Origin of the sequence: Paenibacillus albiflavus (assembly GCF_004344915.1) — a bacterium.
Lineage (GTDB): Bacteria > Bacillota > Bacilli > Paenibacillales > NBRC-103111 > Paenibacillus_AM > Paenibacillus_AM albiflavus.
Window position 1 is genome coordinate 96145 of the sequence record NZ_SKFG01000001.1, and the last position, 26435, is coordinate 122579.

The window sequence follows — 26435 nt, forward strand, 5'->3', positions numbered from 1 at the left end:
GCAAAGTGTACGATTTTGTTCTGAAAGTCCTGATCTGCACCAGGCAACCTGTCTTATGAGCATCATGCCCCCACAGATTTGCTGTAGGGGTATTGTTTTTGGCTCAGATGAATAAGATTAATCGATAATTTAATCTAAGGCGGAGCAAGTACTGCTCAAAGGAGGAAAGTTATGCCTAAGATGGTCTACATGATGACTAATGGGGAATCGATGAATATGGTTCTTGCTTTTAACCGAGACTTAAATGGTTTACTAACCTTTATGGGTTCTTTCCCCACATATGGCAGAGGTACTGGTACAAGGAAAATTTCACCTGTAACAGCAAACGATGGCATCGACCCCCTTGAGTCACAAGGATCGCTGTCTTTATCCCGTGATGGCCGGTTCTTATTTGCAGTTAATGCAGGCAGTAATAGTATCAGCAGCTTCATCATTACCGACAGTGGAGGACTTGTTCTCGCCGATGTGAAGCCTTCGGAAGGTATTCAGCCTAACAGCGTAGATGTATTTGGTAACCTTCTTTATGTTTCAAATGCAGGTAATGCTTCCAATCATATTGCATCCAATATTACTGGTTTTCGCATAGAAGATAATGGACGACTTACTCATATTCCGGGGTCCATCCATTATCTAAGTACGATGAATGCTCAACCAGCGCAGGTATTATTCACGCCAGATGGCAGTAAAATCGTTGTATCTGAGTTTACAACAGACCGTTTAAGTGTATTCCATGTACATAACAATGGTACTGTTACTGGACCAATCATTAACGGTTCTAATGGCACGAGACCGTTAGGTTCTTGTTTTCTATCTTCAGGAATCCTTTTAGTTACGGAGGTAGCTTCTAGCGCAGTGTCATCGTACTCTATGAGTAACAACGGGATACTGAGTGTTATCAGTGGCTCTGTTCAGAACGGCCAGCAGACAGCATGCTGGATTGCAATTACAAGGAATGAACGTTTTGCATATACCTCGAATACCCTAAGTGGCACAATATCTACCTACCGTATAGATGATAACGGAAAGTTAACGGTGCTCAGGCATATTACAAGTACACCAGTTGGCGCACCTACAGGTATACCAATAGATTCTGGAGTCAGTAAAGATGGTCGCAATTTTTACACCCTAAACGGTAATCAGGGCACAATTTCCGTATTTAGTATCCAGGATGATGGTAATCTAGTTAGCTTGCAAGTCGCTGCTTCGAGCCAATATCCATATTTTGGATCACAAGGTTTAGCTGTTCTATGATTTTCCCGATACTTTCAAAACACCAAAGAACCAACCAGAGAATTACTTCTTGGTTGGTTCCATTTCTTCTGATTTAACTGTTTCGTTCAGCAAACAGTTTCTGGAAATACTCTTTATTATACAGCATGCTTGGATGCGTAGGATGATAGGATAGTGCGATCTCATTATGTTCATTCGCCTTCTCATGATGCCCTAGTCGATCATAACAAAGGCATAGCTGCACATGCGGCAACCACGTATAAAAATGCGGATTATTCATGCCCATATTACGGCTATCCGGCTTGTAGTTTGTTGCTTCTGTATACCAGTATATCGCGGTTTGATAGTGATTTTGCTCTAAAAAATGGCTTCCCATCGTACAACAAAATTCAGCTCTCGGCTTATCGTACAACAAAGTCAGGCATATGGATTGTACCAGCTTATCTTTGTTGCCCAGCTTTGCATAGCATTCCCCCATCTTCATGCACGCTTGAATATTGTCCTCTATCCACCCTTGCTTGCCATCCAGAAATTTTTCGTAATACTGGATTGCCTTGTTATAGTGAGCATGATCGCGCAGTTCATTGGCAAAATAGTATAAATCCCTTGGTGTAAACGTCTTATCCTCTTGCTCTCGTTTGGTATAAATCTGCAAGTTGCGGTCGGTATACACTTTATCTTTACTGTGCGTAATGCCAATCTCACTGCTCTGTATATTCCCGTAGACAGCCAAGTATTCATGTACAGCACCAATCCATTGGAAGTAGCAGTCTCTTCGGACCAGACGGTTTCGCTTTAAGCTGGAAGTCACATTGCCCGCCTCGTCGAAGCCGAGATAATAATGCATGGTCACGCTATCCACATGAAGAGATAGCTTTTTCTTTAGTTGGATAAACAACAGCCGATCCTTCTCCTTAATGAAATCATCCGCGTCGAGCCATAATATATATTTTTTCGTTGCTTTGCTAAATGCATAATTGCGGGAGGCTGCGAAATCATCAATCCACTCGAAATCAAAAATTCGGTCTGTAAATTGCGCTGCAATGTCCTTCGTTCGATCCGTTGAGCCTGTATCCACTATGTTAATTTCGTCGGCGATTCCCTTAACGGATGACAAACATCTCGCAAGTGATTCTTCTTCATTCTTAACGATCATACATAAACTAATCGTGATCAATGTGTCTGCCCCCCCATCAAGCATGTCGGAATTTGAAATCCAGCATCTTTTCTATATAAGAAGGTATCACCCTGCAAAGCGATCTTATCTTGGTTCCCCTCAATCGTAAATTTCAAGCTGCAGAGCTTTTTCATGAGTTTGCTGGTAAACACCTGACCCTGTTCGAGCCAAATGACATACGACCCTATTGCTTGAGTGAACGCATAGCGGTAAGGAGCTTCCTCATCTTCCTGTATGGGAAATCTAAATACATGAGGCGTATAGTTACTGGCAATCTCGACCGTCTTGTCAGTCGAACCCAAATCAACAATAATAATTTCATCTACCTCGTCCAGAATCGATTCCAAAGATCGACTAAGTGTCAACTCGGCATCTTGTGTAACCATGCACAGGCTAACCTTTGGTAGTTCCTTATAAATAAGCTGATGAATGTCATTCCCCCACTTCTCCCATGCTCTGTGGCTATTTTGCAATAACAAGATGCCCAGACTGGTTTCCTGCAAATGTTTCATCGTCGCATGACCAATATGGTGAATAAAGGAATCATGGACCACTCTTAGCAAATATCCGCTGCGTAAAGCGCGTAAGCAAAGATCATCGTCCTCGTAGTTGCCCAAACCAAACGTTTCGTCAAAAAGTCCAATATCATCCAACACAGAGCGTTTCGTTAATAAACAAAACCCAACCAAACGCCTTACATCCATATAACAACCTGCGTTCTCTTCACAGTGGCGCCGTGCGAACGAGTCTATTCCGCTCACATCGGTATAAGGTATTGGAATTTGCTGATGGCCGCTCGAATAATTCGTAACAGGGCCAACCATTCCCACTCTTTCATCTTCATACAGAACACTCAGCATATTGTCCAGCCAATGTTCCGTTACGATCGTATCGTTATTTAGAAAAAGAATGGTCTCTCCCTTTGATAATTCAATCCCCTGGTTGCAACCTTTGGCAAAGCCAAGATTTTCGTTATTGGCATGAACGATTACATCGGGCTGTGTGTTTAAAAAAGCAACCGTACCGTCCGTCGATCCATTATCGATAACAATAAGTTCATAATCCTGGGTATGTTCACGAATGCTTAGCAAACACTTATTAGTTAATGGAAGCTGGTTATTGGTCAATATTATGATGCTGGTTGTCACTACATCACCTCTTTATTAGTAGGCTCCAAGCTGCATGGATAATGATTGCACGTACTATTAGAGGTATATGCTGGTAGTTGATATTGTGTAACCTATTTTGGAGATCAAGGATTCATATTGGGTATTTTACGTGTGGATTCCCCTAAAATTTACTCTGGCGCTTTACCACAAAAAAGTGTATGATGGGAACTTGTCAGTACACTTTTCGTAGATAAACAGATTTAATTTCATACTTTTCAACATTTGCAAAAGGGGTTCTTCATCATGACTAGACATAAATTAGGATTTTGGCTTCTGACAGCTCTTGTGGTCGGCAATATGGTCGGTTCCGGGATCTTCATGCTGCCTCGATCTCTTTCGGAAGCGGCAAGTCCTGCCGGCGTCATTCTCGCTTGGACTGCAACTGGACTCGGCGTACTTACACTAGCGTTAGTCTTCGGCAGCTTGACTGTCCGTAAACCTGAACTTAGCGGAGGTCCCCAAATCTATGCCAAGGAGCTGTTTCGTGAAGGCTCCAATAGATCCCTATTAACTGGCTTTATGGCTACTTGGGGATATTGGATCGGTAATATCGCAGGTTTTGTGGCGGTGATCACGACCTTCGCGAGCTACCTATCCGCTTTTTTTCCGGTCCTTACTAGTGACAAGGAATGGTTCAAATTGGGAAGTATCACGATACAAGCCGGCAATGTACTAACGTTTCTCGTTTGCTCAATACTGCTGTGGGGGACGCATGCCATCTGTCTCAAGGGTATGAAAGGTGCAAGTTTGTTAAACCTCATTGCCACCACGACCAAAGTCATTGGCTTTGCTCTTTTTATCATAATTGCCCTGTTTGCGTTCCAAAAGAGCAACATCGGACCATTTCTGGCTCCGCGTACAAATGACAGCGGCCAGACACTCGGTTTACTATCTCAGGTTAATGCTGCTGCGATTGCAACGCTGTGGGCTTTCATCGGCGTGGAATCCGCCATGGTATTTGCCTCGCGTGCCCGCCGCAAGCAGGATATCCGCCGTGCGACAATTGCAGGGCTGCTAATTGCCATCGTACTTTATGTCGGCATCAGCGTCTTGACGATGGGGTTGCTTACACAAAACCAATTGATAGCTTCCCAAAACCCGCTGGTGGACGGCATATCTAGTGTGCTTGGCCCAGTCGCTGGTAAACTGCTCGCCGGTCTTGGCTTAGTCAGTCTGCTCGGCTCCACAATCGGCTGGGTGCTTCTAAGCAGCGAGGTACCGTTCCAGGCAGCCAAGCTGGGTGTGTTCCTGCCGTCTTTTAGCAAAGAAAATAACAAGGGAATGCCTAAGAAATCACTTTGGGTCTCCAACACAATCGGTCAGATATTGCTGTTCTCCACGATCTCTGGCTCCATCTCGGTTGCGTTTGATTTTATCATCTACATCGCTACGCTCGCCTATTTGCTGCCTTACCTGATCGCATCGATATATCACCTCAAGCTAACCTGGACCGGTGAAACTTACTCACTGCGTAAAGAACGTGTGACCGAAGGAATAATAGCGGCTCTGGCAGCTATTTACTCACTGTGGGTCATTGTAGCAGGCACGGCGAACCTCAAGACATTTCTGCTTGGTGTTGCGTTGATTGCGAGCGGCATTCTATTCTATCCGCTTCTGCTGCGCTATCGGAAATTGTAGTTAATAACAATATGGAATGCTGAAAAGGCGATCATCATCAGATGGACGCCTTTTTTGGGGTTCAAACCTCATCCCGAATGTTGAAAAATTGTAGCATCACAGAAATTTGGACGTATCCTATACTAACGATTTTAGAAAGGAGTTAAAAATGAACATAAACGAAAATAATCCTCCATTACAAATTAGTCAATTGTATGGATTCATTGATCAGGTAGATGGTTGGTTGACCGGCTATGAACAATCAGCACTTCTGCATTTACCGGCTTTAGTTGATCATTTAGATGGGGAAATCATTGAGATTGGTTCGTTTAAAGGAAAAAGCACAGCAGCCCTTGGTCTCGGGAGTAAGTGGATTAGTAATCAAAAACGTTCGATCTATGCTATTGATCCTTTTATTCCAAGTACTGAATATGGAGAATACTATAATGATTTTCAAAAAAATATACTAGGATTTCAACTTGAGAATTATGTCGTTATCATAAAAAAATATAGTCATGAAGCACTCCTTGAATGCCCTAAGCGTATTTCAGCTCTATTTATTGATGGAAATCACAACTATTTAGACGTAAAGAGAGATATAGAACTTTATTCGCCAAGAGTTGTTGCCGGTGGAATGATTGCATTTCATGACTACAATGTTTATCACGGTGTCCAAAGAGCAGTTGATGAACTTTGTGTGAGTAAAGAATATGTATATGTTTGTGATTACGACAGTTTGCGTCTCATTCGTAAATTAAACTAGACTTCATAATATAATACAAACCCTCAATTCTTTATTAATAAGAAATTGAGGGTTTTTCAATTCTGAGGGATTCATGGCAATACAACTATTTTGTCACTGCAAGAAGAGCATAGGTTGGCATACTCAATACACCTTTCTAAGGAATCATCCGATTCCATTGGCCACCACCTGATCGCCCCCACCCGCGACTTTGATGCAAAGGTTTCGACTTCTGCTGGAACATTGCCTACAACCACGACTTCAAACTCTTGAAAGCCCGTTTCTATTCCCTTTTGAAGCGTCTTTAGTAATTCAGTATGCTCTTCTTTAGAAGAGGAATAAGGAATCGGAAAGAGAATCGATTTTTTTGAAAAGTCTTCGCAATTCACATGAGCGGATTTCCGTGCTGGATGATCTGTTGTTGTCTCCCATACACGACTATCTTCTACACTTTCAGGTAGATCCAATTCTATCAATCTTTCCTGTATTTTCTGATGATAATAACTTTCTAGTTCATTGACGAGGATTTGTATCTGCTGATTTCTATGAAAAGTAGAGTTATCCCCATCTTCATTTCGATATTGGATATAAAGTAAATGAGGAATCAATACAAATTTCGTGGAAAGAAAAGTCCGCATGAGTATATCGTAGTCGTCTGAAACCAATAGTTCCTCACGATGACCTCCGATCAGATGATAACATTCCCTCGTCCATGCACGAGGATGATTCGGTAACCCTACCAAATGACGAATGGTAACCCCGTTAATTGTAGTTTGTTTCAACACATTTTGCCATCGATTCATTGCATGGATCCATACACGGTAATACACACTGTATCCAAAGCCGCAATCCCAACCATACCATTGAGCATAATTGTTCTCTGCATATACCTCTACGTTCTCCCCATAAGCAAAACCACACTCAGGATGCTGCCTAAATGCCTGGACAATCTTCTCGAGACAGTCAGGGGTTAACTCATCATCATGATCTAACTCGACCAATATTTCCCCTGTGCATAAACCTGCTGCATACCGTTTGGTTGCTCCAATGTAACCATTGCGAGAATCTTGGCGATACCTTCTTACCCGAGGATCTTTTAAAGGAAGTAAGTATTTGCCATAGGTTACATCCTTATCACCGGAGTCATCAACAATCACCCATTCCCAATTAGAGTACGTTTGATTCAAAAGAGAATTATAAGGTCGCTGTATTTTTTTATTAGATTTAAAGCTAGCTGTGAATACAGATATTAGAGGAGTGTCCGAAGAAAATCTAGTTAAAGGTATAGCTTTGTTGTCAGGTAGTGGATCTGTACTGCTCAGCCAACAAAAAAATAATTTATCAGGTTGTATTTCTTCCGGAGAATTATAATGTAACCATCGTTTTCTTTCGTGATAAGGTAATGAATTCAACGTATGAAATTCCTCAAGCTCAGTTCCCAATGATAGATAGACACGGGGGTTTTTAGGTTTTATTTTCACCAATGAATCGTTAGCTTTATATATTTTCAATGTAATACCAGATTCACCCAGTCTAATGAGCATGTCTTCCCATCCATCCCATGATTTCATTCCAGAAATAAATAGATGAGCTGTCAATAGTGGAGTATGATTCGATAACATATTCTTCCACCTCTTCATAGTTTTCTGTTCCATTTCTTCTTTATGTTATGAAAGAAAGAGCACATTGTTTAGACTAATGTCTGCCTATCCCCATCATTTTATTGCAATTTCAGGTATATGCCTTTACTCATTTATAGCTTTAATCATACGATACATAAGTTTAAGAGAAGGAGGTTAGAAAAATGACTCCTAGAGATGATCAATCCAAAAAGGTAAGTATAAAATTAAGGATTAGCGATTGTGGTTGCAAGCGTAGAAAACGTAAATGTAAGCGTAAGCGTAGAAGATGTAATTGCAATGTGAAGCAAAAAGTTAATGTAACGCAAAAAGTTAATGTGAAAGTTAAAGGTTCAAGTACCTCTGTGAATTAAACAAGCGAAATGCGCATCAATAGAAATGGTGGTATAGAGGGTTATTCCTGTATCGCCATTTCTTTTTTATTCGGGTTTTCATCTCTATGGGACATCCCCTTTCTGAATTAATATAATATCTATATCAAAAAGAGGGCCAATCCATCATTTATGTTGCTAGGTTAGGTAAATACCTTTACTCATTTATAGTTACTTTCATACCATACATAAGTATAAAAGAAGGAGGTTAGAAAATGCACCCCATACGACCCAAAAAGGAATGCAATAAATGTGGGAAAAAAATTTGCAGATGCAATGTGAAGCAAAAGGTTAATGTGAAGCAAAAAGTTAATGTGAAAGTAAAAGGGGTTCAGGGGCCACAGGGGCCACAGGGACCTCAGGGACCTCAAGGGCCTCAAGGGCCTACTGGTGCTACTGGTAATACTGGCGCTACTGGTGCTACTGGTAATACTGGTGCTACTGGAGCTACTGGAGCTACTGGTGCTACTGGTAATACTGGCGCTACTGGTGCTACTGGTGCTACTGGCACTACTGGTGCTACTGGAGCTACTGGAGCTACTGGTACTACTGGTGCTACTGGTAATACTGGCGCTACAGGTGCTACTGGAACTACTGGAGCTACTGGTGCTACTGGTGCTACTGGTGCTACTGGCGCTACTGGTGGTACAGGTGCTACTGGTGCAACGGGTGCTACTGGTGCTACTGGTGCTACTGGAGCTACTGGCGCTACTGGAGCAACGGGTGCTGGAGCTACCGGTGCTACTGGTGCAACGGGTGCTACTGGCGCTACTGGTGCAACGGGTGCTGGAGCAACTGGTGCTACTGGTGCTACTGGTGCTACTGGCGCTACTGGTGCAACGGGTGCTACTGGTGGTACTGGTGGTACTGGCGCTACTGGAGCTACTGGTGCTACTGGTGCAACGGGTGCTACTGGTGCTACTGGTGGTACGGGTGCTACTGGTGGTACGGGTGCTACTGGCGCTACAGGTGCTACTGGTGCTACTGGTGCTACTGGTGCAACGGGTGCTACTGGTGCTACTGGCGCTACTGGTGCTACTGGTGCTACTGGTGCAACGGGTGCTACTGGTGCTACTGGCGCTACAGGTGCAACGGGTGCTACTGGTGCTACTGGCGCTACTGGCGCTACTGGTGCCACTGGTGCCACAGGTGCTACGGGAGAAGAAGAACTTGTGATTTTCTTGGCTTCAGACCAATCAATTGGCAATGGCGATTTCATGGGATTAGGTACGTCACAGGGTGGAGCAGATGGATTTGTAAGGGATACTGTGGTTATACCACAGAACTCAACAATTACAGGCTTATTTTTCAATATACGCGATAAAGCTTTAGACGCTACTGATACGATTAGTGCTGAGATCTTTAGGAGTACGGACGGCGGGTTCACTTTTGCAGGTACAGGGATTATAGCGACAGTAAATGGCCCGAACCCCCCACATTTCTTTGCATCAACGACCGCAAGTTTTCCAGTCAATATAGGCGATTTGTTATCTGTACAAGTAAATTCTAACGCTGGGGCCTTATCCCATGGAGCAGCAGCTACTATCACATTAAGTATACCCTAACGGGTAACCCCAACTACACGAGAATACGATAAGCGGTAAAGTGGCATGAAAGGTGACTTTTATGCCACTTTGTCCCTTTCAGGAGTAAAAAATAATGCTCGTTCTATCGTACAGGGTGGGGTGGCGAACGTACAAAACAAAAAACCACCAAGATCTTGAACTGCACCCCATTGTTAGTCACTCTCTAACTATTGGGCACACAGTTCATTTGATAGGTGGTCTATTTCTCAACTCATCATCATTTATTTGGAATGGTAATTCCATTCAACTCTAGTGCCTTTTTTACCGCCTCCAGGTATTGATATCCATAGCGGCTATCGGGTTCCAGATAGGCTCCTTCCCCCCATTCATTCCACGCATTAATAAATACAAAATCACTATTGTACAGTGTTCTAGCACGCAGAATTTGTTGACTGAGATAGTTAGTGAATTTTCCAGGATTTGCACCCTGAAATATGAGAGCTTTATTTCCTAGACGGGGAGTATTATCCCAATCCACAAACGCTCCAGGGAAGACCTGTTTATTCGTTTCGGGCGGATTCCTAGACAGAAGCGATGTCCATAATTTGTCGTAGTCCATCACCCCAATATCCTGTTCTTGATTATCTTTTATCACTTTCCAGAGATCTTGGCATCCCCCATGAATCCACGTATAATGAGGTTCAAACTCGACGCTGGCATCGAATCCGTTAACGTTCGGAATAGGAAATCCATTTAATGTCTCTACAAAGTAAATACCATCGAGCCCGTTTTCTGTGGCAAGCTGGTTCCAATATTGAAGCATGGCTTCGCACTTTGGTATACCACCTGGTTGGTAAATGATAAAAACAGGCTTGTTATCAACCCGAATATATCTTTCATCCTTAAAAGCTTGTAATAAATAGTCAAAGTGCTGCTTCCAGTCTTGTTCGTCACCATAATCTTGTGGCATAAGCACATGACCGCTTAATCCGTCCCATCTGCGGGTCCATGGTTCATTGGCCCACGAAAGGCAAAAGGGCAAGTCAGGTTCACCCGTCCTCAGTACTTCGTTAAACGGTGTTTCCAGTAATTGCTTTCCTTTAAACCAGTAATGATAGTAGCAAAATCCGTAGATTCCGTATTGTTTTGCCAGCTCGGCCTGCCTCTTACGCGCGGAGGGATCAGATAAATCGTAGTAGTAGTTCTGATAGGGTTCACGCGGCTGATAATGCTGTGGGAATCGTGAGGAAGCTTTTTTCGTATTTGTCCATTCTGTAAATCCTTCTCCCCACCAACTATCATTTTCTGGAATCCTGTGAAATTGGGGTAAGTAAAATGCAATAATCTTCACAATTTTTCCCTCCTCGTTAGACAACAATCCAACCCTTACAGGCCTAGACCCTCAAAATCAATGCTACTTGCCAGTTTGTTCGCTTTGGCCAATGATCCGTGAGTACCAGCATCTGTCCACCAGCCTTGAATCACATCGTATGTTAACTCATTATTCTCAAGGTATTTATTATTAACATCCGTTATTTCGAGTTCTCCACGATCAGATGGTTTAAGAGTTTTGATAATATCAAATACTCGGCTGTCATACATATAAATGCCAGTTACCGCATACCCACTCTTCGGGATTTTGGGCTTCTCTTCAATAGATATGATTCGATCATTCTTAAACTCAGGTACACCATACCGCTCAGGATCAGAGACCTCTTTAATTAGAATTTTGGCGCCTTTCGACTGCTTAATAAAATTTTCCACGTATGATCCAATATGGTCATTGAAGACATTGTCACCCAGTATAACGGTAAAGAGATCTGTCCCGATAAAGGTCTCAGCCAATCCGATCGCTTGGGCAATCCCACCTGCCTCATCTTGAACCTTATAAGTAAATTCTGTTCCAAACTCTCGCCCGTTCCCTAAGTGATTTACAACAGAGCCCATATGTTCCTTACCCGTCACGATAAGGATTTCGTGGATGTTGGCCTGCAGCAGTTTATATATAGGATGATAGATCATGGGATACTTTCCTACTGGCAATAAATGTTTATTTGTGACTTTTGTAAGGGGGTACAACCTGGAACCGGTCCCTCCCGCAAGAATGACACCTTTCATTGTCACCATCCTTTTTTATTCATGTTATGTTTCTCAAACTGGTTTGTTACGGAAAAAAATGGTTTCATTCTGTAGTGATGAGATTTTCAACGAGCATTGTTAGAATGAGCTTTATAACTAAAAGAGCTGTCCCTAGATCGGTCAAGATCTTGGAACAGCTCTCTTTTGATAGGGCTTTTTTCATAAGAGCCCTGATTATTTTAAGATATGATAACTTCGAATGAATGCTGTTACATTGCCCAAACAACAAGCTCCTTGTGGATTATTAACGTCACAACCACAACGGTTAGCTTGCACTTGATCTCGTATATGGTCAATTGGATGCTGACTTTTCAGATCAGCTTGCATTAATCGTTCTCTTGTCCATCCAAAGCAGTAGCAAACAGGAACATCCACTGCATCGTCCTTTTGGAATACAGTGACTTTGACCATATCTTTGCTAAAGGTCTGTACACTGCTAAAATACACAACATCGCAAGACGAATTTCCACAAAAAACGTAGGTCAATTCAGGTTGAATCCTTTCTAGCGCTGCTGGTTTAAGCATTGCTTTTAACGTAATCAATTGAACACTTTTACCCTTTTGCTTGCATACAGGGCATAGATTAGTTGTGGTTGGATTCTCGATAGACGTTTGACAACAGCTATCCATTTACGATCACTCCTCATGCAATATTCATTACCTTCAATGATACCACGTAATATTGTTATGATCATAACTAAATCATTTGCAGATTAATCACTAGTATTGGTATTCTTTCGAATTCAATAGATTTCGTACAGTATCTTAAAACATATGAATTTTCCACGGTAGTTTAATAACCTGCTAGACAAATAGACAGTTCCACTTAAATGCAGTCTTCATATCATACATGGAAGAGCATACTACCATTTAGAGATGCCTATCACAAAATAAAAGAATAGGAGTTGAAAGAAATTGGCAGACTTTATTTTTGTGAATTTTGTGCTTGTACCTGGTGAGGTGATTACTAACGGATCTCCAATCAGAATCGGTGACGGGATCGTTACTCAGCAAGGTTCTGCGATCGTGCGTAACAATGACACAGAACTCAACCTGACGCAAGCCGGATTTTATCTAGTAAATTACTCGGTTAGTAATTTCACCCCAGGCAACACACGTATTGAAACTATTATCAATCTGCGTAACACCAATCTAAACGAAACTTTAGCCATCGGACCTTCGTCAACCGTTTCAGGTGACACCGTTGCTACAGCTGCTTCTACTGAGATTCTGCAAGCATTTTCTGGTATAAACAATATTTTCAAAGTTCTCAATCATTCAAATAACAATCTGACAGAAGGCGCTCGTATAAACTTAACTATTTTTAAAATCGCTTAAATGCAATACGCCAATCCAATGTTCTGCATAGGATTGGCTTTATCTTTATAGGAAAAAAGAGAGGCATTGCCCCTCTTTATTCCTATATTTAATTTACTTCAAGTATCTACCCGTAATCGACTGCTCCGCATGGATGATCTGTGAAGGTATGCCCTCGAACACCACCTGGCCGCCCTTGTTGCCTCCGTCCGGTCCCATATCGATGATCCAATCCGCTTGGCTGATCACATCGATGTTATGCTCGATGACTATCACTGTATTGCCAGCGTCCACGAGTCGGTTCATGATCCCTAGCAGATGATCGATATCTGACATATGCAGTCCCGTCGTAGGCTCATCCATTACATAAATGCTGCCTTTCTTATGCAGCTCGCTTGCCAGCTTGATGCGCTGACATTCCCCGCCTGAGAGCGTGCTTAGCGGCTGGCCGAGTGTAATATAGTTCAGCCCCACATCGCTCATCGCCTGGAGCTTGCGCACAACCTCTTTTAACTCGAAAAATTCCAATGCCTGCTCCACCGTCATCTCCAGCACTTCTGCAATTGATTTACCGTTCAACTTGTAAGCAAGCACCTCCTCCTTGAACCGTCTTCCTCCGCATACTTCGCATGGCAGCTTCACGCTGTCAAAGTATGATAGGTCGGTATACACAACACCCAGCCCTTGGCAGTTCTCGCAAGCCCCCTTGGAGTTGAAGCTGAACAAGCCTTGGTTCACCTTATTCGCGGAAGCAAACGCCTTGCGCACATCATCCATTATGCCCGTGTAAGTCGCAGGATTCGAACGAGTTGACACCCCTACCGCCGATTGGTCGATAACAATTGCGTCTGTATGCTGACTGAGGAATACTTCGTTAATGAGCGTACTCTTACCCGAGCCGGCAACACCTGTAACTACTGTCAGCACTCCGGTTGGAATATCTACGCTTACGTTCCGCAGGTTATGAAGTGTGGCATCCTTAATGGATAACTTGCCAGTTGGCTGCCTGCATTCATGCTTGAGTTGGAGTGGTCGCTTCATATGAGTTCCTGTCAGTGTACCTGCCTCCAGCAAGCCTTGAACGTCTCCCTCAAACACGATGCTACCGCCGCGGCTGCCGGCGTGTGGCCCAACATCGACGATATGATCCGCGATCTTGATCACATCGGGATCATGCTCGACGACAATCACGGTATTTCCCTTGTCGCGTAGCTTCTGCAGCAATTCATTTAACCGGTGCACATCGCGGGGGTGCAGGCCAACACTTGGCTCATCAAAGATGTAGGTGACATCCACCAGACTTCCGCTCAGATGCTTCACCATCTTGACGCGCTGTGACTCCCCACCAGATAATGTATCCGTCTCACGGTCTAGCGTTAGGTAATCAAGTCCAATATCGACCAGATGCTGCAGCCGCTCTCTCAGTGATTTGACGATTGGCGCTGCGACAGCATCGTCAATCTCTCGAATGACGCTGATGAGCTGGCCGACCTCCAAGGAGGACATCTCTGCAATGTTGAGTCCATTGATCCTGCAGCCAAGCGCGGCCTGACTGAGTCTCGCTCCGTGGCAGCTTGAGCAAGTACCCTCGATGATGAATGGCGCAACAGTTTGTTGCGTGCGCTCAGACATCGTTTTCACATCCCGTTTGATGTACTTGTTCGTAAACTTCTCGATGCAGCCTTCCACCGTAATGTTCACAGACTTCCCGCCAAACTGCGTCGCCACCTTCTTCGCCTTGCCGTATAGCAGTTGATCAAGCTCCTCCTCCGAATAATCACTCAGCTTCTTGTCAGGATCAAATGGCCCCGATTGCACAAGCATCGTCTGATCTAAACTGTCCGCCGAATAACCCGGTAACATGATTGCACCTTCATTTAAGGACTTTGACTTATCCAGCGCCTTGCTCATGTCAACGCGTAAGCTGCGACCAATTCCGTTACACTCAGGACACATGCCTTGCGGATCGTTAAACGAGAACATTTGCGCCGGTCCAACATAAGGCTGTCCCACTCGGGAGAAGAGAAGACGGAGAATCGGAGAAATATCGGTAATCGTTCCCATCGTAGAATGAGAACCGCCACCCAGCCGCTTCTGATCCACAATAACAGCCATGCTCAGGTTCTCGATTGCGTCTGCATCCGGTTGAGGGAAACGCGGGAGAAAGGTGCGTACGAACATGCTGAAGTTTTCGTTTAGCAAACGCTGAGATTCGGCAGCAATCGTATCGAAAACAATGGATGACTTACCAGATCCGGATACTCCTGTGAAGATCGTGATCTTCCGCTTAGGAATGCGCAAGGATACGTTCTTCAGATTGTTTTCCCTCGCACCCGAGATTACGATATATTCCTGATTAGATTCGCTCATGCTTATCAACCTTTCGATCATGTTAATTTCAAATAATATTAACATTGTACCATTTATCGTACATTGATAGTCGAGCAAACCGAACTTGCACCTATTATTGGTCGTAGCATCCAGTATTTTATTCTATACTTTTCAATGATCCAATCATATTGATATTAGTCACTTTTCTCCTAAGCAGTAAGTTAGCTAGGATGGTGAGTATGAATGCAAGAATAACGGCTATCAATATAACAAATATATTAAATTTATCTGGGATTTGTTGATGGGTACTAGACAGTGCCTTTACAATAAAAGTATAAATATAGCGACTGATCGGTATAGCTACAATTACCGATAAGGTGGTTAGTATGATGTTTTCAAAAAAGATAAGTCTGTTTATTCTATTTTTTTGATAGCCTAATACCTTAAGTGTTGCAAGCTCACGATTCCTTTCATAAATGTTGATGGAAGATATCGTATATACGGCGCTAAAGGAGAGTATGACGGCACAAATGGTAAACATGATAAATACAAAACTGTTTTGTTTCAAAATATATTGAGCTGATTTCTTTAGACCCGTCTTATCTGCAATTGTATCTACATGAGGATCTTGTTCAAAGAAGTTACGAACACTTATAAGATCTGTAGAGCTATTTGCTTCAACTAAAAGCGAGGTTGGACTATAGTTGATGTCAAAGCTTTTTAAATAGGCTGGTGTCATATAAAACGACGGATTCGAATACTGTGAAGATATTTGTAAAACCTTCGTATCTACAGTTTTATTATTAAGCTCTGGTGCTGTGAACTTTATTTGGATGATATCCCCTTCTACAATATGATATTTGTCGGCGTAAGATTTGGGTACCAGCACACCATTGTTTTCTAAAGATATCTCATTGTCATTTTCGTCAAAGAAATGAATGAGACTATTTTCTTTTTCAGTAACAACTAAAGTGGCATTTTCTTTTTTATCATCTTTTATGAATTCAACAGGAAAGTAAGATAAATCATAACTATTTTTAATACTGGAGGGTAGTTTTAACGTATCAGAAGATGTTCCGATCGTATAATCTACTCTTAAATCATAGGTATAAACATCTTCAACTTGGTTCGCTACTTTTTGCAAGGCCGCTTGAGTGCCAAAAGCAGTGATCAATAAAACAGTGCTTACAATAACACCGATAGAGCTCGCTAAAGCTTTTGGTTTATTTAAGAAAATATTTCTCAAAATGAGTTTATAACTGTAGGAAATGCGGCTCCATAGACCTGGAACTCTTTCTATCAATAGCTTTTTCATCGTCTTTGGCGGTTTAGGACGCATAGCCTGAGCAGCACGTTCTTTTAAAATGGTTCTACCACTTAAGTAACATGCTAGGACTCCAAAAGCACTAGAGAAAATGATGGGGGGAATAATTGAATAAAAAGAAAGTGAGTATGTAATGTCAGGCAGAGAGTGAGACCTTGCACTCGACCCAGTTATCATTGGAATAAATACAGTAGCGGCAATGGCACTACCTAGGATTGAGCCTATTATACCTGCCAGTACAGGATATCCCATGTAATGTAGCCTGATTTTTCTGTTTTTTATACCCAAAGCTTTCATAATACCTACTTGATTTCTTTGAGAATCTATAATCCTCGACATGGTTAGAAATAGGATAGTAGCTGAAATCAAAAAGAGAACTAAAGGTACAACCTTACTCATCATACCATTATTATAAATCGTTTGATTTAATTTAGAATAACTGAAAGTCCGTTCTTTACTTACTTGGTTTAAATAAGAAAGTTGTTTGGATTGTACTTCAATGGATTGACCTAATTTATCAATATTGTAACCATCTTGCGCATCAATCACGATTTCATTATAGTAAAAGCCATCTGCGATTTCAGGTATTGTCTCCTCCGCAATATAAGCTACTCCGTAGGCTTTATGGTCTTGTGTTTCGTTCTTTTTTACATGTTCAACATTCTCGCACAAGCCGCTAATGATAAACTTTAAATCTCTTCCATTCGTATTTATACTGATTTGATCACCGACATGATACTGATGTTCTTTTGCATAATGGGAATCTAATAAGATTTCATCCTTTTTTGTCGGAATACTACCCTCAATCATAGTAGGCGTATTTATTTCATTGTTTACAGGGATCGAGTGAATTTTTATTGAAGTTTTATAATCTTCAATGGCTTGCGTGGCATCAAAGGTATAACGTCCTTCTATTTTTTTAATACCTTCAACTTTGCTTAAACCAGCTACATCATCTTTGGAAATTTGACTATAATACACATTTAAGTCACTTAAATTATGTTCTTTATAGTAATCCTTCGTATAAGCACTAAGCTTATCGCTATAAGTTACCAGCCCCCCATAGAAAAAAGCTCCTACAGCGATAACCAAAACTAAGGCTATAAATTGCCCAATCGATTGTTTAATATCCCTTACTAATTTTAAAAATAATTTCATAATTACCACTCGATCCCTTCGACACTTTGTTTTTCATCATTAATTGTAATGCTTTCTATCATTCCGCTCTTCACTTTAATAATTTTATCGGCCATAGGAGCAATTGCGGAATTATGCGTTACCAAGATGACGCACTTTTTCGTTTCCTTGTTCAAATCCTGAAGAAGCTTCAAAACGGACTTGCCCGTCACATAATCCAAAGCGCCAGTTGGTTCATCACAGAGTAAAAGTAAAGGATTTTTGGCAACAGCTCGAGCTATAGCCACTCTTTGTTGTTCTCCTCCAGAGAGCTGGGAAGGGAAGTTTTTGATTCGATTCGTCAATCCAACTTTATGTAATATGTCTTTAGCATCCAGATGGTCTTTACATACTTCAGTGGCAAATTCAACATTCTCCAGCGCGTTTAAATTCGGAATTAAGTTATAGAATTGAAATACAAAGCCAACTTTCTCTCCGCGATATGATGTTAATTTCCTTTCTCCGAAGCTTGTTATTTCTTGTTCACCAACAAACACTTGACCTGAAGTAGCCGTATCCATTCCGCCAAGTATATTCAAAAGTGTACTTTTGCCGGCACCGCTTGCACCCAATATAACGACGAATTCTCCCTCTGATATAGAAAAATTAACACCATCCAAAGCCTTGATTGGCACTTCTCCTACTTTGTATTCTTTCGTTACTTGTTTGAATTCGATTAGTTTTTTCACTTCTTACATCTCCTCGTATCGTATTAATTGAAATTTCTGAAGTTATCCTTTGCTAAGTCTTTTTGCCATTAGCATATTAGTATGTTACTCATGTAGCATACTATAATGCACGTGCAAATTATTGTCAATTACCGATCGAATGTTCGTAATATCGATCGAGCCAACGGATATTGACAATTGAATGCACATAAACTATGGTATGTTAGATAGGTAACATACTAATAAGATGAATGGTGAGGCAATGAACGTCACTTTCGACGATAAGCAACCGATTTTTCAGCAGGTAGCCGATATAATTGAAGACGATATTCTGAACGGCACTTTCCTAGTGGACGAGCAAATTCTTTCTGTGGCTCAGTTTTCTCAGCTGTTTCAAATCAATCCGGCAACCGTAGTGAAGGGGATCGGCCTGCTCGTAGATGAAGGTATCCTATACAAAAAAAGAGGGCTTGGCATGTATGTCGCTGCTGATGCTAATCAGAAGATTCAGATTAAGCGAAAAGATCGTTTCTATAAGGAACTGCTGTCCAATCTGCTTAATGAAGCCGACAAACTCGGGCTGACAACCGAACATATCATTGACATGATCAGACAGTTGAGGAAGGAATGAACGAACCTTGAGCATTGCATTAACTTGCCACAATTTAAACAAACAATACGGTCGAACTTACGCATTGCGTAATCTGGATATGCAGTTGGAGGAAAACGTCATTTACGGCTTGCTCGGACGAAATGGCGCCGGCAAAACGACTTTGCTTAACATGATCGCAGGTGGTGCCTTCCCGAACAGCGGCACAATCGAGGTACGAGGAAAAAAGCTGGGCAAAGGAGAACTTCCGAAGGATTTCTGTTTCGTACGCGAGAATTACAAACACTTCGGAGGAGCGCGGGTTATCGAGACTTTGCAGTTTGCTGCGAATTTTCATCCCAATTGGGACTGGACGTTAGCTCATGAGTTACTCAAAACATTTCAGCTCGATCCGCACAAAAAAATCAAACAGCTCTCAAGAGGCACGGAATCGATCGTGGGTAACATTATCGGATTGGCCAGCCGGGCACCGCTGACGTTATACGACGAGCCGGTACTCGGACTCGATGTCTTGATGCGGGAAAAGTTTTACAAGGCGCTTCTAGAGGATTACGCCAATCACCCTCGTACGATTTTACTGTCTACGCATTTGATTGACGAAATTGCCCCAGTCGTAGAAAAAATTTATATCGTTGATGCTGGCTCCCTCCTGCTTCATGATGAGATGGATCGGATACGTACGGCAGCTCATCTGATACGGGGAAATTTGGAGGCAGTAGCTTCGTTTATAGAAGGTAAGCGCGTATTGCATACGGAAACCTATGGCCGCGGCACACTTGCCGCTATTTACGAAAAGTTGGACGATGGGGACAAGCAACAGGCGCGCGAGTTGGACATTTCGATTGATCCTCTGTCGCTTCAAAAGTTTTTCTCGTATTTGGTCGAAGGAGGTCACTAGATTGGGTGCATTGGCCGTTCATATAAAGGCAACCTATTTGCAACTGAGGATTTATATCTTGAGCATAATTATTTTTATCCTGATTGGAAGACTGACGCTTTTCATTTTTAGTATCTTTATAGATTTGAGCCAAAGTAAAGGCCTTTCGGTAGGCAACATGCTGATTATTATTTTGCTCCTTATCGCTATCGCGCTGCCGCTCAGTTATTACAAACGTATCGTACATGTGGGCGCAAGCAGGGAGCAATATTTCAAGGGACTTCAATTCGTCTTTGCCGTCTGGGCAGCAGCCATCGCTTTGTTCAATTCTTTATGGCTTGTGTTTGAAGTGAATGTGCTCCATACGAACACCGTTGATCTTATTAAAGCATTTCATTGGGATGACTTTGGCTTGGCTGGTTCTTTTCTTTACCAAACCGCCTTTTATTTGATGGTGATGGCGCTTCTAAGCATGTTGGTCTCTGGTTACTACCACCCTGTCGGTTGGCTACTGTCGGCTCTGCTTATTGCGGCGATCCCAATCGGAACGGCGATTCCTTCGCTGCGCGTTCATGTCGTCTTTTTTTTCAAAACTCTGTTATTTAGCAGCTCGCTGCTGGCGGGTGTCGGAATTAACCTTATGTTTTATATCATTTTCGTAGCCGGCGGCTGGTTTTTTACTAGAAAAAGAACCTACTAAAAGCCCTAAAAATTTATCGCCCAAGAAAAGTGGCCTATTACCCGAAAGAGATGATGCTTATTAGGCATTATCTCTTTTTAAATCGAAACAAAAAAACGGCATCTCTGCCGTTCACGGCTTTGAAATAATTTTGATTAATACACTTGACCTTAGGTCTGACCTAAGGTGTATGGTTAAGATATTCCAAGCCTCATCCCTAGGAGTGAATTTTATGAAGAGTGAAATTACGATAAGTGAATTAGCCAAGCTTATGAATGTGTCTGTTCATCAACTTCGTTATTTTGAAGAAAAAGGAGTTCTTCAACCTGCTTACACCGGTAATAATCAGTATAGAATGTACAGCATCGATCAAGTTTACCAACTAGCGCATATTTTATTGCTTCGCAGACTGGGTGTACCTGTTCAGTCCATTAAAGAATGTATGACCTCCTATTCTGCGGATCAATATCGGAAGCTTCTTCATCACTCCCTGCGGGAAGTGGATGCTGAGATGCAACGACTCAAAGAGCTTCATCAGTTCATCAACAAAGTTTTGCATGAACAAGAAAGCTTTAGCTTGCACCCAAATCAATACCAAATAAAGTGGCGAGATACTTCCTATTTTACACGTTGGATTGAAATGGATTCACACACAAAGCTTAATGCCACACTACTGGTCGGACAGGCGGAGCGTGTTCCGAATTTATTTGAATCGGACATTCATTATTTGTATGAGTCGAACACCGTTACCTTGTACCTGGAAACGCAGGCGACTGGCGATTTTTCTTTACCTGAGGGTAATTACCTTTCCATACAGTGCCTTGATAATGAAGATGATGAGCTCGAGCATATGATTGAACAGTTTTACGACTATGCTGCTGGGCAGTCTTATGTCATAGCAGGACCACTGATCCTTATTGAAAAATCCTATTTATCCTTATTTAGCCAAAGCAAGTTGCACTATGAGCTACAAGCCTTGATTGAACCAACTGCAAATTCCGAAAGGAATGATCGACAATGACGGTATCGACAATAACCATTGAACCTATGCAAGTTAAGTACAATCCACAGGTCAGCCGATTGCTTGTTCATGGATTTCGCGGGAAATTTCATAATCTGACGAACATGAATGATGACGATCTCTCTCTTTTTTTTGAAAAGCTATTGGACCATTATCCTACGGAACCAGCAAGTCAAAGAATGGTCGCCCTACAAGAGGGAGAAGTGATCGGAACGATATGTATCAAATGGAAGCCTGAATCTGACATGAAACAAAGGCAGGACCGCCCTTCGTGGAAGAGCTTCAATAGGTTTGGTAAATGGAACCTGTTTAAAATGTTGATCGGTTTATATTTACTAGACCATAAACCACAGGCTGGAGAATGTTATATTGCAGACGTTGTTGTCCATCCGGATCATCGAAGCAAGGGAGTTGGAAAGCTGTTTCTGCAGTGGGCACAGCATTTTGTGCAAACGGAGCCGAACTTAGATGTGCTGTCCTTGCACGTCGTAGGCAATAATCAACGTGCCAAGCATTTATACGAGCTCCATTCATTCCAGACTCATTTACAAAAGAATAGCTTAGTGGGGCATCTTTTGTTCAATGAATCAAAATGGGATTATATGGTCCTCAAACTAAAATGACCTATTCTTATTTGCTTTTGAGCTTGCTTATTGTTTATCCTATACGAGAAAGTCAAAAAGGGATGTGATATCGATGAATATTGAAGCACTGTTTGAGCAATATGGATATGCATTCCTGTTCGTAGGATTACTGCTGGAGTTCATTGCTCTTCCCTTTCCAGGGGAATTAACAATGCTGTACGTAGGTTATTTGTCTTATCTGGGTGTAATAGACGGATGGACGGCACTTTTATTAGCGTTTACTGGAACTACCTTAGGAATGACCGTGACGTATTTTGTCGGTCTAAAAGTAGGAATGCCTTTTATTCAACGCGTTGGCAAATGGGTGTTTATTACACCAAGCAAATTCGATAAAACGCAAAAATGGTTTAACAAGCGAGGTAATTTCCTTATATTCATCGGTTATTTTATCCCTGGAGTTCGGCATGTGACTGGTTATTTGACAGGCATTTTGGGCTCTTCGTTTCGGACCTTTGCGACCTATGCTTACAGCGGCGCCTTATTTTGGTGTATTTGTTTCATCGGCTTGGGATACGTGTTTGGCTCACAGAGGGACAATTTGTTCTACGCCGTTGAGCGTTATTCTTGGCGTATCGTAATCATCTTGGTCTTGATTGCAGCTGTTGTCTGGCTAGTAAAACGAATGGTTCTATCGTCACGTCACAAAATACCAAAAAGCGATGAAGTCGAATGAGTCAATCGAAAGCGCATCGAATGATGATTACACAACAAAGAGGACGCTTTGCGACCAAAGCATCCTCTTCATTCATGATCTTCCTATTCTCTTTCACTTCATTGCAATTATTACTTAATTAACTCTAGTGGAACAGGAACGAATGCCTCAACTTTCTCTCCGTTCAGCACTCTCTTCGCTGACTCAATACCCACACTACCGATCAATTCCGGTTTTTGCGCGACAGTTGCCGACATTTCTTTATTTTTCACGGCTGCAACTGCATCGCTCGTCGCATCGAACCCGATCACAACAATATCTTTTAATCCAGCGGCTTTAATCGCTTGCAATGCACCAAGTGCCATTTCATCATTTTGGGCGAACACACCTTTAATGTTTTTGTTGCCTTGAAGAATGTTTTCCATGACAGATAAGCCTTGTGCGCGGTCAAAATTAGCCGTTTGCTTAGCTACTACATTCAAATCGCTGCCAATTGCTTTCTCAAATCCTGCTCCTCTTTCACGAGCTGCGGAAGAACCTGGTACGCCTTCCAATTGAACAACGTTAGCGCCTTTGCCCACCAATTCAAGCATATATTGTCCAGCCATTTCTCCTCCCGCTGCATTATCGGAAGCGATGTGAGACACAACCTCTCCACCATTCGCGCTGCGATCGAGCGTGATAACTGGAATCTGCGCTTTGTTCGCGGACTTAATAATCGAAGATACCGCATCGGAATCAGTTGGATTGATAAGCAATATCCCTACTTTTTTCTGAATTAAATCTTCAACATCACTCGCCTGCTTCGCAGCATCATTCTGCGCATCAACTACGATAAGTTCCATGCCGAGTTCCTTCGCCTTCTGCTCAGCGCCTTCTTTTAGAGATACGAAGAAAGGATTGTTCAATGTCGAGACCGAAAGGCCGATTTTATTCGAAGACGTTGTAGTTCCTTCATTTCCGTCCGTGCTTGTTTTTTCGCCCGGTGCAGTTGTTGAGCAACCTGCAATTAGGACCATGACCATTACTGTAGCTAGCAGCAAAGAAGTAAATTTTTTCATTTAAAAATCCCCCTAAGATGTTTTAGTTACGCAGCTTTCTTGCGATCAATCAATACCGCCAACAAGATGACAGCACCTTTGACGACCTGTTGGAAAAACGAGGACACCCCTAACAAATTCAGACCATTATTCAGTACACCAATAATTAGTGCACCTACTAACGTACCGACAATCCAACCTTTTCCTCCCGACAAGCTTGTCCCACCTAATACAACCGCTGCGATGGCATCAAGCTCGTACGATCCTCCTGCGGTCGGTTGAGCGGAGTTCAATCTCGAAGTAAGGACAATACCTGCAAGTGCAGCAAGCAATCCTGACAACGAATAGACCCACACTTTAATCTTAGTTACCTTTACTCCAGCTAATCTAGATGCCTCTTCATTCCCCCCAATGGCATACGTTTGGCGGCCAAACGTTGTTTTCCGCAGAATAAAATATAAGATGAAAAAGGTAATAAGCATTGTAATTACAGGAATCGGAATTCCCAAGAAATAGCCTTGTCCAAACATCATAAAGCCAGCATTGTCATCAAACCCGGTAATCGGCTTTCCATCCATGTACACTAACGTTAATCCCCGATAAATGGTCATCGTAGCCAGCGTTGCAATAAATGGTGCCACTTTTCCTTTGGTGATGACAAGGCCATTTATCGCGCCCATAACCAAACCTGCTGAGAGACCAAGGAATACTGCTAGAATCGTAGGCATCCCCGATACCATACTGCCCGCAACAATCGAGCTAGATAAGGCGAAAATCGAACCGACAGACAAGTCAATTCCGCCTGTAAGAATAACAAAGGTCATCCCGAAGGCAATGAGCGCATTAATAGAAACTTGGCGCAAGACGTTAAACAAGTTAGATGGTTCGATAAAACTCGGATTGAGAATAGTAATGACAACAATAATAAGCGCTAGACCAAGAAACGAACCGAATTTTTGCAAAACAGCCGAATTTATTCTGGCAGTCTTCATGATTATTTTCCTCCCGTTGCAAGACTCATGATGCTTTCTTGTGTTGCTTCTTCTCGTGACAAGATACCTTTAATGGTACCTTCATGCACAACTGCGATCCGATCGCTCATTCCAAGCACTTCTGGCAATTCGGAAGAGACCATAATGATTGCCACGCCTTGCTCGGTTAATTGATTCATAATAGAGTAGATTTCTTTCTTAGCGCCGACGTCTACGCCGCGTGTTGGTTCGTCGAGAATTAGTAACTGCGGCTGCGTCCCGAGCCACTTGGCAATGACAACCTTCTGCTGATTGCCTCCACTCAAAAACCTAACATGCTGCGATGATCCCGAAGCCTTTACATTAAGCTGCTGCATGAGCTGATCGACAAGCACCTTTTCCTTCGGGCGGTTGATCACGCCTGCATGAGATAAACTCTCTAAATTCGCCAATGCAATATTATCGTTAATAGAGAAGTCAAGCAGCAAGCCCTTCGTTTTGCGATCCTCGGTAATATATCCGATCCGCCGCGCTATCGCATCGTGCGGACTCTTCACTCGAACCGATTCACCCTTGATTTTGAGTGTTCCTCCTGTCGTCGGCTCCAAGCCAAAGATCGCATTCATGATTTCCGTGCGACCTGCACCCATCAGTCCTGCAAAGCCCAGGATTTCACCTTTACGTACTGTGAAGGATACTTTATCGAATTTACGTGACGACAATTGCTCCGCTTCCAGAAAAACATCTCCAGGCTTGCTAGTCCGACTAGGAAAGCGCTCTCCAATACTGCGACCAACCATCATCCGAACCACATCATCAAAGGAAGTATCCACAATTTGCTTCGTATCCACATACGTCCCATCCCGTAAAATGGTAATTCGATCACACATAGCGAAAATTTCTTCCATCCGATGTGAAATGTATACAATGGACACTCCGCTTGCTTTCAGCTTCCTCATCACATCAAACAAGGTTTGAATCTCACGTTCTGTTAATGCTGCGGTTGGCTCATCCATAATAATGACCTTTGCGTCAGTCATAAGCGCCTTTGCAATTTCGATCATTTGCTGTTGTCCTACAGACAGCTCTTCCGCAAGCTTCTTCGGATCTAACGAAATGCCGAGCGACGCCATCTTCTCTGCCGTAATCCGATTCATTTCTTTCGTCTTCATGATTCCCAAAGAACCTGATTTAAGCTCCCGTCCAAGAAATAAATTCTCTGCGACAGTCAAATACGGTAATATATTCAACTCTTGATGAATAAACGAAATGCCATTCCGTTCTGCATCCTTCGGATTTTTGAAAGTACGCGGTTTGCCATCGATAAGGATTTCTCCTTCATCATGCGCATACATACCAGTCAATATTTTCATTAAGGTCGATTTCCCGGCACCATTCTCCCCCATCAAAGCGTGAATTTCACCTTCAACTAGTGAGAACTTAACTTGACGTAGTACTTGGTTGCCATGAAATGCCTTGGAGATTTGCTTCATTTCAATGTTCATCTGCAAGCA

The 26435-nt window shown here is 42.5% G+C and carries 23 protein-coding genes; 11 read left to right on the forward strand and 12 right to left on the reverse strand.

The genetic code is table 11. From position 1 onward, the window contains the following. Window positions 1-171 precede the first annotated feature (171 nt). Complete coding sequence (locus E0485_RS00515; RefSeq protein ID WP_132415487.1) at window positions 172-1251, forward strand: lactonase family protein; 1080 nt, start codon at window positions 172-174, stop codon at window positions 1249-1251. A gap of 73 nt (window positions 1252-1324) precedes the next feature. Here E0485_RS00515 and E0485_RS00520 read toward each other — a convergent pair whose 3' ends face one another. Both E0485_RS00520 and E0485_RS00525 read right to left on the reverse strand, forming a co-directional pair. Next, on the reverse strand, window positions 1325-2407 hold the full coding sequence (locus E0485_RS00520) for a tetratricopeptide repeat-containing glycosyltransferase family 2 protein (RefSeq protein WP_132415489.1): 1083 nt from the start codon (window positions 2405-2407) through the stop codon (window positions 1325-1327). After that, window positions 2404-3555, reverse strand: coding sequence for a glycosyltransferase family 2 protein (locus E0485_RS00525; protein WP_132415491.1), 1152 nt, complete (start codon window positions 3553-3555; stop codon window positions 2404-2406). Before E0485_RS00525 ends, E0485_RS00520 begins: the two co-directional genes overlap by 4 nt. Before the next feature lie 264 nt (window positions 3556-3819). Between E0485_RS00525 and E0485_RS00530 the strand changes: the two genes are divergently transcribed. After that, window positions 3820-5214 (forward strand): amino acid permease, encoded by a 1395-nt coding sequence (locus E0485_RS00530; protein ID WP_132415493.1) that lies wholly within the window; start codon window positions 3820-3822, stop codon window positions 5212-5214. A 148-nt stretch (window positions 5215-5362) separates the two neighbouring features. After that, entirely contained in the window at window positions 5363-5956 is a 594-nt protein-coding gene (locus tag E0485_RS00535; RefSeq protein WP_132415495.1) for a class I SAM-dependent methyltransferase, read from the forward strand. Window positions 5957-6027: 71 nt separating this feature from the next. On the opposite strand, the gene E0485_RS00540 is transcribed toward E0485_RS00535, so the two are convergent. After that, window positions 6028-7557 carry a glycosyltransferase gene (locus E0485_RS00540; protein WP_132415497.1) on the reverse strand — a complete coding sequence of 510 codons (1530 nt, stop codon included), beginning with the start codon at window positions 7555-7557 and terminating at the stop codon, window positions 6028-6030. A gap of 604 nt (window positions 7558-8161) precedes the next feature. Between E0485_RS00540 and E0485_RS25660 the strand changes: the two genes are divergently transcribed. Continuing rightward, the gene (locus E0485_RS25660) at window positions 8162-9511 is read left to right on the forward strand and encodes a hypothetical protein (protein WP_328591230.1); all 1350 of its coding nucleotides are present in this window, start codon (window positions 8162-8164) and stop codon (window positions 9509-9511) included. Between the two features lie 238 nt (window positions 9512-9749). Here E0485_RS25660 and E0485_RS00550 read toward each other — a convergent pair whose 3' ends face one another. From E0485_RS00550 to E0485_RS00560, 3 genes are all read right to left on the reverse strand, one after another. Beyond that, the gene (locus tag E0485_RS00550) at window positions 9750-10823 is read right to left on the reverse strand and encodes a glycosyltransferase WbsX family protein (protein WP_132415499.1); all 1074 of its coding nucleotides are present in this window, start codon (window positions 10821-10823) and stop codon (window positions 9750-9752) included. Between the two features lie 35 nt (window positions 10824-10858). Next, window positions 10859-11590 carry a sugar phosphate nucleotidyltransferase gene (locus E0485_RS00555; RefSeq protein ID WP_132415501.1) on the reverse strand — a complete coding sequence of 244 codons (732 nt, stop codon included), beginning with the start codon at window positions 11588-11590 and terminating at the stop codon, window positions 10859-10861. A gap of 195 nt (window positions 11591-11785) precedes the next feature. Continuing rightward, window positions 11786-12241: a putative iron-sulfur cluster-binding metallochaperone gene (locus E0485_RS00560; RefSeq protein ID WP_132415503.1), complete on the reverse strand. Its 456-nt coding sequence runs from the start codon at window positions 12239-12241 to the stop codon at window positions 11786-11788. Window positions 12242-12526: 285 nt separating this feature from the next. Here E0485_RS00560 and E0485_RS00565 point away from each other — a divergent pair, with 285 nt between their 5' ends. Beyond that, window positions 12527-12949 carry a hypothetical protein gene (locus E0485_RS00565; protein WP_132415505.1) on the forward strand — a complete coding sequence of 141 codons (423 nt, stop codon included), beginning with the start codon at window positions 12527-12529 and terminating at the stop codon, window positions 12947-12949. A 93-nt stretch (window positions 12950-13042) separates the two neighbouring features. Here the strand turns inward: E0485_RS00565 and E0485_RS00570 are convergent, their stop codons facing one another. The 3 genes from E0485_RS00570 to E0485_RS00580 form a co-directional block, all read right to left on the reverse strand. Then, on the reverse strand, window positions 13043-15298 hold the full coding sequence (locus tag E0485_RS00570; RefSeq protein ID WP_132415507.1) for an ATP-binding cassette domain-containing protein: 2256 nt from the start codon (window positions 15296-15298) through the stop codon (window positions 13043-13045). Window positions 15299-15416: 118 nt separating this feature from the next. Then, window positions 15417-17741, reverse strand: coding sequence for an ABC transporter permease (locus E0485_RS00575; protein WP_132415509.1), 2325 nt, complete (start codon window positions 17739-17741; stop codon window positions 15417-15419). A 2-nt stretch (window positions 17742-17743) separates the two neighbouring features. Continuing rightward, window positions 17744-18448: an ABC transporter ATP-binding protein gene (locus tag E0485_RS00580; RefSeq protein ID WP_132415511.1), complete on the reverse strand. Its 705-nt coding sequence runs from the start codon at window positions 18446-18448 to the stop codon at window positions 17744-17746. Window positions 18449-18689: 241 nt separating this feature from the next. Here E0485_RS00580 and E0485_RS00585 point away from each other — a divergent pair, with 241 nt between their 5' ends. The 6 genes from E0485_RS00585 (at window position 18690) to E0485_RS00610 (ending at window position 22931) form a co-directional block, all read left to right on the forward strand. Beyond that, window positions 18690-19058: a GntR family transcriptional regulator gene (locus E0485_RS00585; protein WP_207910910.1), complete on the forward strand. Its 369-nt coding sequence runs from the start codon at window positions 18690-18692 to the stop codon at window positions 19056-19058. Between the two features lie 7 nt (window positions 19059-19065). Then, window positions 19066-19935: an ATP-binding cassette domain-containing protein gene (locus tag E0485_RS00590; RefSeq protein ID WP_132415515.1), complete on the forward strand. Its 870-nt coding sequence runs from the start codon at window positions 19066-19068 to the stop codon at window positions 19933-19935. Window position 19936: 1 nt separating this feature from the next. Beyond that, on the forward strand, window positions 19937-20614 hold the full coding sequence (locus E0485_RS00595) for a hypothetical protein (RefSeq protein ID WP_132415517.1): 678 nt from the start codon (window positions 19937-19939) through the stop codon (window positions 20612-20614). Window positions 20615-20825: 211 nt separating this feature from the next. Beyond that, on the forward strand, window positions 20826-21614 hold the full coding sequence (locus E0485_RS00600) for a MerR family transcriptional regulator (RefSeq protein ID WP_132415519.1): 789 nt from the start codon (window positions 20826-20828) through the stop codon (window positions 21612-21614). Then, window positions 21611-22237, forward strand: coding sequence for a GNAT family N-acetyltransferase (locus E0485_RS00605; protein ID WP_132415521.1), 627 nt, complete (start codon window positions 21611-21613; stop codon window positions 22235-22237). The genes E0485_RS00600 and E0485_RS00605 overlap by 4 nt, the downstream gene beginning before the upstream one ends. Before the next feature lie 73 nt (window positions 22238-22310). After that, entirely contained in the window at window positions 22311-22931 is a 621-nt protein-coding gene (locus E0485_RS00610) for a DedA family protein (protein WP_132415523.1), read from the forward strand. A 110-nt stretch (window positions 22932-23041) separates the two neighbouring features. Here the strand turns inward: E0485_RS00610 and rbsB are convergent, their stop codons facing one another. From rbsB to E0485_RS00625, 3 genes are read right to left on the reverse strand one after another with little or no spacing between them, the layout of a single operon-like run. Next, window positions 23042-23971 (reverse strand): ribose ABC transporter substrate-binding protein RbsB, encoded by a 930-nt coding sequence (gene rbsB, locus E0485_RS00615; RefSeq protein ID WP_132415525.1) that lies wholly within the window; start codon window positions 23969-23971, stop codon window positions 23042-23044. A gap of 26 nt (window positions 23972-23997) precedes the next feature. Then, the gene (locus E0485_RS00620; protein ID WP_132415527.1) at window positions 23998-24942 is read right to left on the reverse strand and encodes an ABC transporter permease subunit; all 945 of its coding nucleotides are present in this window, start codon (window positions 24940-24942) and stop codon (window positions 23998-24000) included. A gap of 2 nt (window positions 24943-24944) precedes the next feature. After that, window positions 24945-26426, reverse strand: coding sequence for a sugar ABC transporter ATP-binding protein (locus tag E0485_RS00625; RefSeq protein ID WP_132415529.1), 1482 nt, complete (start codon window positions 26424-26426; stop codon window positions 24945-24947). Window positions 26427-26435: the final 9 nt, after the last annotated feature.

What these genes read in the sequence shown, in the direction of transcription:
- E0485_RS00600 (WP_132415519.1), top strand. Translation starts at nt 20,826, where the DNA reads ATGAAGAGTGAAATTACGATAAGTGAATTAGCCAAGCTTATGAATGTG.
- E0485_RS00605 (WP_132415521.1), top strand. Translation starts at nt 21,611, where the DNA reads ATGACGGTATCGACAATAACCATTGAACCTATGCAAGTTAAGTACAAT.
- E0485_RS00540 (WP_132415497.1), bottom strand. Translation starts at nt 7,557, where the DNA reads ATGTTATCGAATCATACTCCACTATTGACAGCTCATCTATTTATTTCT.
- E0485_RS25660 (WP_328591230.1), top strand. Translation starts at nt 8,162, where the DNA reads ATGCACCCCATACGACCCAAAAAGGAATGCAATAAATGTGGGAAAAAA.
- E0485_RS00555 (WP_132415501.1), bottom strand. Translation starts at nt 11,590, where the DNA reads ATGAAAGGTGTCATTCTTGCGGGAGGGACCGGTTCCAGGTTGTACCCC.
- E0485_RS00585 (WP_207910910.1), top strand. Translation starts at nt 18,690, where the DNA reads ATGAACGTCACTTTCGACGATAAGCAACCGATTTTTCAGCAGGTAGCC.
- rbsB (WP_132415525.1), bottom strand. Translation starts at nt 23,971, where the DNA reads ATGAAAAAATTTACTTCTTTGCTGCTAGCTACAGTAATGGTCATGGTC.
- E0485_RS00560 (WP_132415503.1), bottom strand. Translation starts at nt 12,241, where the DNA reads ATGGATAGCTGTTGTCAAACGTCTATCGAGAATCCAACCACAACTAAT.
- E0485_RS00610 (WP_132415523.1), top strand. Translation starts at nt 22,311, where the DNA reads ATGAATATTGAAGCACTGTTTGAGCAATATGGATATGCATTCCTGTTC.
- E0485_RS00575 (WP_132415509.1), bottom strand. Translation starts at nt 17,741, where the DNA reads ATGAAATTATTTTTAAAATTAGTAAGGGATATTAAACAATCGATTGGG.
- E0485_RS00620 (WP_132415527.1), bottom strand. Translation starts at nt 24,942, where the DNA reads ATGAAGACTGCCAGAATAAATTCGGCTGTTTTGCAAAAATTCGGTTCG.
- E0485_RS00535 (WP_132415495.1), top strand. Translation starts at nt 5,363, where the DNA reads ATGAACATAAACGAAAATAATCCTCCATTACAAATTAGTCAATTGTAT.
- E0485_RS00530 (WP_132415493.1), top strand. Translation starts at nt 3,820, where the DNA reads ATGACTAGACATAAATTAGGATTTTGGCTTCTGACAGCTCTTGTGGTC.
- E0485_RS00515 (WP_132415487.1), top strand. Translation starts at nt 172, where the DNA reads ATGCCTAAGATGGTCTACATGATGACTAATGGGGAATCGATGAATATG.
- E0485_RS00570 (WP_132415507.1), bottom strand. Translation starts at nt 15,298, where the DNA reads ATGAGCGAATCTAATCAGGAATATATCGTAATCTCGGGTGCGAGGGAA.
- E0485_RS00625 (WP_132415529.1), bottom strand. Translation starts at nt 26,426, where the DNA reads ATGAACATTGAAATGAAGCAAATCTCCAAGGCATTTCATGGCAACCAA.